This is a genomic window from Acidobacteriota bacterium (assembly GCA_028874215.1).
Taxonomy (GTDB): domain Bacteria; phylum Acidobacteriota; class UBA6911; order RPQK01; family JAJDTT01; genus JAJDTT01.
This window is the reverse complement of record JAPPLF010000064.1, coordinates 54,880-64,994: the sequence shown is the minus strand read 5'-3', so window position 1 is coordinate 64,994 and position 10,115 is coordinate 54,880. Positions and strand designations below refer to the sequence as shown.

The following is a 10,115-nucleotide window of genomic DNA, read 5'->3' as shown; positions in this document are numbered from 1 at the left end:
GAAGGGGAAGGCTACAGCGCCATGGAGCTGAAGACGCTCCACGACTGGGAGATCAAGTACCAACTGCGGGCCGTGCCGGGCGTGGCCGACATCAGCACCTGGGGCGGCTACACGCGGCAGTACGAGATCGAGGTGGATCCCTATCGGCTGCGTGCGCACGGGCTGACGCTCCGTGACGTGTTCGAGCGGGTTCGGGACAACAACGACAACTTCGGCGGCGGGTTCGTGGAGCACGCCTCCGAGCAGTACACCGTGCGCGGGTTGGGCCGCGTCGGGAGCGAGCGGGACTTGGAGACCATCGTCCTGGAGGCCCATGAAGGAACCGCGGTCTACCTGCGTGACGTCGCCGAGGTCAAGGTTGGGCATTTCCCTCGTCAAGGGGCGGTGACGCGCGACGGCAAGGGGGAGACCGTCTCGGGCACGGTGATCATGCTCCGGGGCCAGAACAGCAAGACGGTCATCGAGCGGGTCAAGGAGGCGCTGGAAGGAGTTCGCCGTTCGCTTCCCGAGGGCGTGAACATCGTTCCGTTCTACGACCAGTCGGTGGTGATCGACGGGACGATCGGCACGGTCCGCCAAAATCTGATCCTTGGTGGAGCGTTGGTGGTGGCGATTCTGTTCCTGTTTCTCGGTAATTTTCGCGCCGCGCTGCTCGTGGCGGCCGTGATTCCCCTGTCCATGCTCTTTGCCTTCATCGGAATGCGATGGTTCGGCATCACCGCCAATCTCATGAGCCTGGGAGCCATCGACTTCGGCATGATTGTCGACGGCGCCGTGATCATGATCGAGAACCACGTGCGGCGCCTGAAGGGACGTCCCGACCCCGACGTGCCGCTGACCGGAGCCGAGAGCGTCGAGCTGGTGCGCTCGGCGGCTCACCAGGTGTCCCGCCCGATCCTGACGGGGGTCGGCATCATCATCGCGGTTTACGTCCCGATCCTGAGTCTGCAGGGGCTCGAAGGCCGCATGTACCGTCCCATGGCCTTCACCGTGTGCGCGGCGTTGCTGGGCTCGCTGGTCTTGACCCTGGCATTGCTGCCGGCCGCGTCCCGCCTGCTGCTGGGCCGCCGGCCGAAGAAATCCAGGGAGCCGGTCATGGACCGCGCGCGGGCGGTCTACGGGCGCGTCGTGAACTTCGCGCTCGACCACCGGGTGCTGGTGGTTTCCGGCGGATTTCTGCTCGTCGCCGCTCCCCTGGGCTCACTGCGTTTTATCGGAACCGAATTCATGCCTCGCCTGGATGAGGGGTCCGTGCTGGTTCAGATCCTTCGGCTTCCCAGCATCTCCTTGTCCGAATCGGTGGACATCGGGCTCAAAGCCGAAAAGACCTTGCTGGAGTTCCCGGAGGTGACGGGGACGGTCGGCAAGACGGGCCGGCCCGACCTCGCCACCGAGGCCATGGGGATCTACGAAACCGACCTCTACGTCGACCTGAAGCCGCGCGAGCAATGGAGGACGGCCGACACCAAGGAAGGACTGCTGGAAGCCATGGCGGCGGAACTGTCGAAGATTCCGGGCGTCGTCTACAACTTCACGCAACCCATGGCGATGCGCCTGGACGAGACCATTTCCGGCGTGGAGGCGGACGTCGCCGTCAAGATTTTCGGGCCCGACGAGGAAGTGCTCGACCGCACGGCCGACGAGGTGCTGCGGGTGATCGGGCAGGTGCGCGGCGCCGCCGACGCGCAGAAACAGGTCTTTTCCGGCGCGGCCGAGTGGCAGGTGGTGGTGGACCGGGACGAACTGGCGCGCTACGGCCTGAATGTTTCCGACGTGCGCGACGTGGTGCAGGCCGCGGTGGGCGGCAAGGGGGTGACGGAACTCATCGACGGCCGCCGCCGGTTCCAGGTCGCCGTCCGGTTGCCTGAGACCTATCGCAGGGACCGGGAGGCCCTCGGCAGCATTCTGCTGGCGGCGCCGGAGGGCGAGCAGGTCCCGTTGGACCGTGTGGCCCGTATTCGCCGCGCCAGCGGGCCGGAAGTCGTCCACCGCGAAGACAGCCAGCGCCGGATCGTGGTGCAGTGCAACGTCCGCGGGCGCGACATGGGCAGCTTCGTGGCCGAGGCCCAACGCCGGATCCAAACGGACGTGGACCTGGCGACCGGCTACTACATCACCTGGGGCGGCCAGTTCGAGAACCAACAGCGGGCCATGCAGCGGCTGATGCTGGTCCTGCCGGCGGTCCTGCTGGTGATCTTCATGCTGTTGTACCTCACGTTCCGATCCGCCAAACAATCGTTTCTGGTGCTGCTCATCGTTCCGTTCGCCACCGTCGGCGGGATTGCCGCGCTGTGGCTGCGGGAAATGAACTTGAATGTTTCGGCATCGATCGGGTTCATCGCGGTGTTCGGCGTGGCGGTTCTGGACGGCCTGGTGATGGTTTCGACGACCAACTCCCTGTTGGAACGGGGCCGTCCGCTGCGCCAAGCCATCGTCGAAGGCGCCGTGACGCGGCTGCGCCCGGTTCTGATGACATCGCTGGTGGCCAGCCTGGGGTTCCTGCCCATGGCGCTGGCAACTTCCACCGGCGCCGAAGTGCAGCGTCCGCTGGCCACCGTGGTGATCGGCGGACTGGCCAGCTCCACCATCCTGACGCTGCTGTTGCTGCCGGCTCTATACAGTTGGTTCCTGCCCCGGAAATAGGAGCTTCCCCACCGGCCCATGCCCGGCGAAATGCCGGTAGAAAAAGGATAGGAGCGGCGGTTTCCTAACCGCCGACTTCCGGAGTGTCTGTGAACAAACGCGCAACGTGGGCGATGGGTAATCGCCCCGCCTCTTTTTCAGAAGGGGGGGACTGTTAGTCCCCCCGTCTTCCTCTTCCTCGTTGCGGGGGTTGGAAAACCCCCTGCAGGACGCTGGCGCTGCAGAGGGAGAGGTACCCACGGCGGTATACTCCTTGGATAATTTTAGGGGCACGCCTTGTGCGTACCTTCTTCTGAGGGAGCATTTTCCATGAATCGCAGAAAATTCCTCGCCCTCTCTGGTACGGCCATGACCGCGGGGACCTGGCCCGCGGTTTCCGCACCGGCGGCTCGGGAGCAGCGCCCCGGCTTGTCCGAGGAGTTCCTGCTCGGAGTCGAGTACTACCGGGCGCCCATGCCTCCCCAAGAGTTCTGGGACCAGGATTTCGCCGACATCCGGCGCGCCGGCCTGCGCATCGTCCGGACCTTCTCCTACTGGAACTGGATGGAGCCTCAGCCCGGGAAATACGAGCTGGACGACTTCGACCGGCTTTTCGAGCTGGCGCATAAGCACGACCTCCTGGTCTGGTTCGACATGACGCTGGCCACCCATGGCGCCGCGCCCGAGTGGATGAGGCGCCGTCATCCCGATATGCGTGTGGTGTCGAGCGAGGGAGTGGTCGCGGTGCCCCGGGCCGGAAACGCCGCGCCCCAGGGCCGTCAGTGGCACTGCTACGACCACCCCAAGTGGCGGGAGTATGGAGGCGCCATTCTGAAAACGGTCGTGGACCGCTACAAGGACGCGCCGAACCTGATCATGTGGAGCGTCTGGGACGGGGTGGCGCCGGCGGCCGCGCACTACGGGTTTCCCAAGGGCTGCTATTGCCAGCACTCCATCGCCGCCTACCGCGACTGGCTGAAGCGGCGTTTCAGCCTGGATCAACTCAACCGGAAGCTGCACCGCCGCTACCGGGACTGGGCGGACGTGGAGCCGGCCCGGTCCAATTCGGCCATCGTCGAGATGATGTTGTGGCAGGAATTCCAGAACGAAGACCTGCGGGACCAGGTCCGGTGGCAGGTGGAAGTGGTCCGGAGCCTGGACGACCGTCACGAGGTCCGGGGACACGGGGCGTACTTTCCTCGAATCTGGGACGAGATCAGCGCCCGGGAGTTCGATTCGTGGGGGTTCTCCTCCCGCAGCAACGACTTTCTCAGTGGCGACGACCCCTACCGTTTCGCCGAGACCTGTTTCGCCACGGACTGGTCGCGCAGCATCGGTACCGGCGGCCGCTGGTGGTACGAGGAGATCTACGCCGGGATGAACCCGGGCGGCATACACCATAAACGGCAGACGACTCCCGAGGAGATCAGCGTCAACATGTGGCTGGCGCTGGCGCGGGGAGGCTCCGGCGCCCTGTTCTGGCAGTACCGTCCCGAGTACATGAGCTTCGAGGCTCCGGGTCTGAACCTGGTCTCTCTGGGCGGCGTGCGGCTGCCGCGGCTGGAAGCGGCGGAAAAAACGATCCGGCAGATGGAGCGGGTGCGGCCCCACCTTCCGCTCCGGGTGCCCAGAGCCGAGATGGCCATCGTCTACCACGAGAAGAGCGACCTGCTGCACCGGTTCGGCAAGGCCGGAACGGACTATCGAGAGAGCCTCAGAGGCACCTACCGGACGCTGTGGGAGCACAACATCCCCGTGGACGTGGTCAGTCCCCGCATGGATTGGGACGGCTACAAGCTGGTCTATCTCCCCCGGACGGCCGTCCTCGATGAGGAGCTGGTGGCGAAGATCAGGCGCATCGTCAGTGGTGGCGAGGGTCCCCGCCTGGTGGCCGACGGACCGTTCGGAACCAACGCCGAAAACGGCCGCTTCAGTTTCGATCCGCCCGAGGGTTTGTCCGAGCTGTTGGGCGTCAAGACCCTGGACCACAGCCGGATCACGGCCAAGGAAATCCGCGACCGGACGAATCACTTGCGGCTGGAAGGGGACGAGCTTGCCATCGGCCGGGAGTGCAACTTCATCGGACTGCAGGTGTCGGATCCGGCCCGGGCGATCGCCTGGTACGGCGATGAGGTGGTCGGGATTCAGACCTCCGGCCGGCGCTTCACCTGGATCACCATTTCGCTTTGGGAAGGATTCGAGAATTCCGTGAGAGGCAAGTTGCTGGTTCCGCTGGTGCAGTCATTGGGCGTCGATTCCCCGGTCCGCTCGGAGGGCGATCGGATCATCGTGCAACTGGCCCAGGCCAGGGAGGATGGGGTGCTGATGTTCCTCTTCAACGTGGAGCCACAGGCCGCCGAAACCGAACTGGCGCCCAAGTGGAGCTTCTCGAAGGTTCAGGATCTGATCGGCGGGCAGGCCGTGCCGGTGCGGGAAGGGCGGTTCAACGTCCAGGTTCCGCGCCAGGAGGTGAGGGTCCTGCATCTCAGCTAGCGATACCCTTTGGGGAAGAATCCATGCCATCCGATCCCGAAACGGAATCTCCTTCCAGCCTGAATCGCCGCGAGTTCATCGGCGCCGGTGCAATTGGGACAGCCGCCGCGGCGGCGCCCGCCGCATGCCGGACGGAACCTCCTCAGGAGACCCGGGCGAATCCTCCATCCGTCGCTCCCTTCGAGCTGGACGAGGTCTCCATCCTGGATCTCCAGCGAAGGATGGACTCGGGACAGGAGACGGCTCGCTCCATTGCCGAGAAATACCTGCTCCGCATCGAGGAGATCGATGGCCGGGGTCCGTCGCTCCGTTCCGTCATCGAGGTCAATCCTGAGGCCCTCGCCATCGCCGATTCCCTGGATCGGGAACGGCGGGAGTCCGGTGCGCGAGGACCGCTGCACGGCATTCCCATCCTGATCAAGGACAACATCGACACGGCCGACCGGATGACGACCACCGCCGGTTCGCTGGCGCTCGAGGGTTCCGTTGCGCAACGGGACTCGTTCGTGGCCAGTAAGCTCCGGGAAGCGGGGGCGGTCCTGCTGGGGAAGACCAACCTCAGCGAGTGGGCCAACTTCCGCTCCACCCGCTCCACCAGCGGCTGGAGCGGACGCGGCGGCCTCACCCGGAATCCCTACGCCCTGAACCGCAATCCCTGCGGGTCCAGCTCGGGGTCTGGAGTGGCGGCGTCGGCCAACCTCTGCTCCGCCGCCATCGGAACCGAGACCGACGGGTCCATCGTCTGTCCTTCGACGGCCAACGGGATCGTGGGCATCAAACCGACGGTGGGGCTGGTCAGCCGGACCGGGATCATTCCCATTTCCCAGAGCCAGGATACGGCCGGACCCATGGCGCGGACGGTGGCGGACGCCGTGGCGGTCCTGGGAGCCCTGACCGGAGTCGACCCCGCCGACCCCCACACGCCGGCGAGCCAGGGACGGTCGCACGCCGACTACAGCCGGTTTCTGGACCCTTCCGGGCTTCGCGGAGCCCGAGTCGGACTGGTCCGCCGGCTTCTGGGCTTTCATCCGGACGTGGACCGCATCGTAGAAGAGGCGGTGGCGGCCATGCGGACCCAGGGATCGGTGGTCGTCGATCCCGTAGACATTCCGACTTGGGGACGGTGGAGCGAGTCGGAGCGTGAGGTCATGTACTACGAGTTCAAGGCCGGGCTGAACGCCTATCTGGCCGGACTGGGAGGGTCGCGGCGGGTCACGTCACTGAAGGATCTCATCCGGTTCAACGAAGAGAATGCGGATCGGGAGATGCCCTACTTCGGCCAGGAACATTTCATTCAGGCCCAGGCGAAGGGACCCCTGACCGACAAGAGATACCGGGACGCCCTGGCTCGGAACCATCGCCTGAGCCGAGAAGAGGGAATCGACCGGGTGATGGACGAGCATCGGTTGGACGCCCTGCTGGCGCCCACCGGTGGTCCGGCTTGGGTCACCGACCTAGTGAATGGCGACAGCTACGGAGGGGGCAGTTCCGGCGGCGCGGCGGTGTCGGGCTATCCCAACGTTACCGTTCCTGCGGGGTTCGTCCACGGCCTTCCGGTGGGGATCTCTTTTTTCGGGCGTGCCTGGAGCGAAGGAAAGCTCATCCGGCTGGCGTACGCGTTCGAGCAGGCCACGCAGGCGCGCCGGGCCCCGCAGTTTCGTCCGGCTGCCGTTTAATTGCCCCTTTGAGTAGGGGCATGGGAATGTAGCCCCCTGGGGGCGGGGGTTTGTAACCGCCGATTCCGGAGCGCCAATGAAGAGGGGGACTACAAGTCCCCCCTCCCAGGGGACGAAGAGGGGGACTAACAGTCCCCCCTCCTAATTCGTGGGACGGGGTCGGCGGACGGTTCCGTCGCGCGAGATGGGAATGGGTTCGGCGGCTGGCGTGGCGCCGGGCTCGTGGACGATCCAATCGCCGACGCTTGCTCCCTTCGGCCGGGTACCTGTCGGCCTCCTGGCTCCTTGCAGGAATTTGTCGACGATGACCCCCGCGTGGCTGTTGGGAAAGAAGGTGGTCACGATGGCGGCGATCCGGAGCGGCGACGAGTGTTGGCCGGCGTCCGGAGGGGTACGGACCGGTCCTTTCCGTGTCTGCAAGTCTCCGGTTTCCTTTGCCGATTGGTTTCCATTCGGCCGTGCGCAGGCTCCACCGATCGCCGCCAGGACGGCTGCCAACAGAATTTCGGGAAGCGACCTGCGGATGAACGATGTCTTCCGGATCGTCCCGGGCAGTTCCTATTCCCCTCTAACGGACCGGACTCGCCGGCTTACCTGAACTTCAGCGAGAACAGGTCGGCGTCTTTCATGACGAAGCGGAGCCGCACCGGTTTCCCGGAGATCCGTCTCAGGGGCTCGTCAGTGGTGGCCCGGGAATGCGAACGCTCCCAGCGGACGGTGTGCTCGATTTCATCCCCCCAGATCAGAGGCGATTCCTCCAAGGCAAAGCCCGGAAGCGGATTGCCATCGGCATCCTGAATCTCCAGGTGAATGCTTCCGGCGGCCGACGTGGCGAAATTGAGGACCAGATTGTTCCCCTGGAAGACGAGGGGCTTGGTCAGCAACTCCCCGCCGCCGTAGCCGGCAGAAGCGGACGCAAAACCGTCGGTGCGCAGGACCATCCGCTCCAAGTGGGCGCTGGGAGAGGTGTAATGGCGGGCCACGTAGATCGATATCTCATCGTTGGCAGTGGGCAGCACTCCGGCCGCGATCATGTTGGTGCGATGGACCCAGCTCTTGGGATCCCGCCCCGGCCGCACGAAAGCCTCCATGAAGCGCCGGTCCCAGTGCACTCCGTCCCGGCTGCTCATGAAGACACCTTCCGATACGCCTGAACTGGAGACGTCGGGGTGAAACGTCCTCCACAGAACGAAACGCTTGGGAAAGGCCAGGTAGATGTGCGGCGCCCTGAAATAAGGCCGGGTGGCGTTGGTGTAGAGCTGTTCCCGGGGAGTGTCTCCGTAGTCGGCATACGTGCCCGGCGGCCAGTCGACGAAGTTCCGGGAATGAGAGAACTTGATGGTTCGGACACCGTCCTGACCGATTCGGTAGATGGCCGAGTAAAGCTGCCGCACCGAATCCCAGAAGACCACGTTCAGGGAATCGAATTTTCCGTCGGTGATGATGGGCTCGTCCCGGACCTTGCTCCAGTGGATTCCGTCGGGAGAAACGAAGCCCAGCAGGACCGGTTTGCCGTCGATGTAGCCCGAGCCCACCGCCTTGTATCGCTGCGAATCGGGAGCATCGGGATTACCGTCCTTGAAGGGGGAGAAGTTGTGGCCCCCGGCCCGTTTTCCGCTCCAGACGATGTTGTTGTCCTTGGACCCTTCGAACTCAATCAGCCCCAGAGAGGGACGGGTCCAGTGGATGCCGTCCCGGCTCTCGGCGTAGCAGGCCACCTGCTCATGTTCGGGAATAGGCTTCTCGCCCGGTTTCATCAGCGACTGGATCGTATATCCGGCGTGGCTGCTCCCCCGGTAGTACATGCGGAAGAGGTCTCCGTCCTGGAAGACCGTGTGGAAGGTACTGGTGGTGCCTTCCCAGGGCTTGTCGTGATTCATGACGATGCCCGCCGGCTGTGGCGTCTGAAGCCGGAGGCGAACTCCGTCCATGGACTCGATGACGTAGTCGTCCACGAACAGTTCCAGCCGGGAACCGATCTTGAGCGGAGAAGCGGAATCCGCTCCCGCCGGGACCTGCCCGAATGACACCAGAACCAATACGGTCGCACCTATCGCTCGTTGCATTTCAGGATTCCCCCTCACGTTCAATTGCAATTCCCGATTCTCTTACGCGCTTGAGACCCCCAGCATGATACGGGGAGGAAAAAATGGCCGCACCTGTCCCAAAGCGAAAAAGATCCCGCTTCGCCGTCATCTGCGTCGCTCTCAGTCTCGTAACCGGATCGTTGACCCTGGCGAAACCTGGAAATCGATACAGTCCCTTTCAGTTTGTGCTTGGAGCGAAGGAAAGCTCATCCAACTGGCCTACGCCTTCGAGCAAGCAACATATGTGCGCCACCCACCCGAAGTCCGCCCGACTGCCGTATAGGCTCCTCTTCGCGTGGGACAATGGGCAGCCGCAAGTGTCTCTTCTATTAGAAGGGACAGTCTCTTTTCCCTTTTTTGTTTGAAGGGGACAGTCGGTTTTTGGGAGTCATTTTTCCCGGGCGAGCGGGGTCAGGCGATCCAACTCACGCCCCCCACAACCAGGTCCCACAACTTCCTGAACCACGCGCTGGATCAACTGGTCTGCGCGGTCATCGATTACTCGGAATTGACATGGTCAGAAAAGGCCGCTTGCCTTCAAATAGTCCAGCGTCGCCGCCGCGCTCGCCTCCGGCTGCTCCAGTTGCAGTAGGTGCGTCCCTCCGGGCAGATAGGCGTAGTCCACGGTCGGGATATGATGGAGTTCGGTAGTCGGGAAATAGGTGTACGGGATGGCGGGGTCGGCCCCCATGACCATCGTCGGGCAGGCGAGTGCCCCAAAGTCGATCAACGCCGCATACTGTCCGCCGTACCTGTAGATCCGGGCCTCATATTCGCGGGGACAACGAAGAATGTAGCCGTCCCCGTCCGGGCTTCGGCGCAGCGTCGTCCGGGCCATGAGGCGGCGGACGCCGGGGACGACGTACTGGAAGGCGGGCATGTAATGAAGCACCTCCGCGAAGTCCGCGCGGGTCGGGTACCGGGCCGTGCGCGCAAGCGTCATCGCAGCCGCCCGCCTTGCCACGTCGGGACACTCCTCCCGGGCAGGGCCGAATTCGCACAGCGGCGGATCGAAGAGAACGCGGGCCACGAACTCTCCCCCTCGCGAGGGGGACAGCAGCGAGACCAGGCCCGAGAGAGAATGGAACACGCCGGCCTGCGGCTTCTTCCCGAATCCCTGCTCGATGGCATCCTGGATGCGCAGGTGGTCATCGATGAGTGTGGGCACATGGTGGCTGTGCAACGGCCCGGGAGCATTCCAGCCGTGGTTCCTGAGGTCGTAGAGCACGAGATCGAA

The 10,115-nt window shown here is 64.3% G+C and carries 6 protein-coding genes; 3 read left to right on the top strand and 3 right to left on the bottom strand.

Features of this window, described 5'->3' with window-relative positions; genetic code table 11:
* From OXT71_12485 to OXT71_12475, 3 genes are all read left to right on the top strand, one after another.
* Nucleotides 1-2,643, top strand: a 2,643-nt coding sequence (locus tag OXT71_12485) for a CusA/CzcA family heavy metal efflux RND transporter (GenBank protein ID MDE2927208.1), incomplete at its 5' end; no start/stop codon positions are given.
* Between the two features lie 309 nt (nucleotides 2,644-2,952).
* Nucleotides 2,953-5,115, top strand: coding sequence for a beta-galactosidase (locus OXT71_12480; GenBank protein MDE2927207.1), 2,163 nt, complete (start codon nucleotides 2,953-2,955; stop codon nucleotides 5,113-5,115).
* A 23-nt stretch (nucleotides 5,116-5,138) separates the two neighbouring features.
* Complete coding sequence (locus tag OXT71_12475) at nucleotides 5,139-6,791, top strand: amidase (GenBank protein MDE2927206.1); 1,653 nt, start codon at nucleotides 5,139-5,141, stop codon at nucleotides 6,789-6,791.
* A gap of 141 nt (nucleotides 6,792-6,932) precedes the next feature.
* On the opposite strand, the gene OXT71_12470 is transcribed toward OXT71_12475, so the two are convergent.
* The 3 genes from OXT71_12470 to OXT71_12460 form a co-directional block, all read right to left on the bottom strand.
* On the bottom strand, nucleotides 6,933-7,211 hold the full coding sequence (locus OXT71_12470; protein ID MDE2927205.1) for a hypothetical protein: 279 nt from the start codon (nucleotides 7,209-7,211) through the stop codon (nucleotides 6,933-6,935).
* A gap of 170 nt (nucleotides 7,212-7,381) precedes the next feature.
* Nucleotides 7,382-8,857, bottom strand: a complete 1,476-nt coding sequence (locus OXT71_12465; GenBank protein MDE2927204.1) for a hypothetical protein — start codon at nucleotides 8,855-8,857, stop codon at nucleotides 7,382-7,384.
* A 538-nt stretch (nucleotides 8,858-9,395) separates the two neighbouring features.
* The coding region (locus OXT71_12460) for an alpha/beta hydrolase (GenBank protein MDE2927203.1) at nucleotides 9,396-10,115 on the bottom strand (720 nt) is incomplete at its 5' end.

Bases quoted from the DNA above. Each gene is read 5' to 3' on its own strand.
- OXT71_12480 (MDE2927207.1), top strand. From the start codon at position 2,953: ATGAATCGCAGAAAATTCCTCGCCCTCTCTGGTACGGCCATGACCGCG.
- OXT71_12475 (MDE2927206.1), top strand. From the start codon at position 5,139: ATGCCATCCGATCCCGAAACGGAATCTCCTTCCAGCCTGAATCGCCGC.
- OXT71_12465 (MDE2927204.1), bottom strand. From the start codon at position 8,857: ATGCAACGAGCGATAGGTGCGACCGTATTGGTTCTGGTGTCATTCGGG.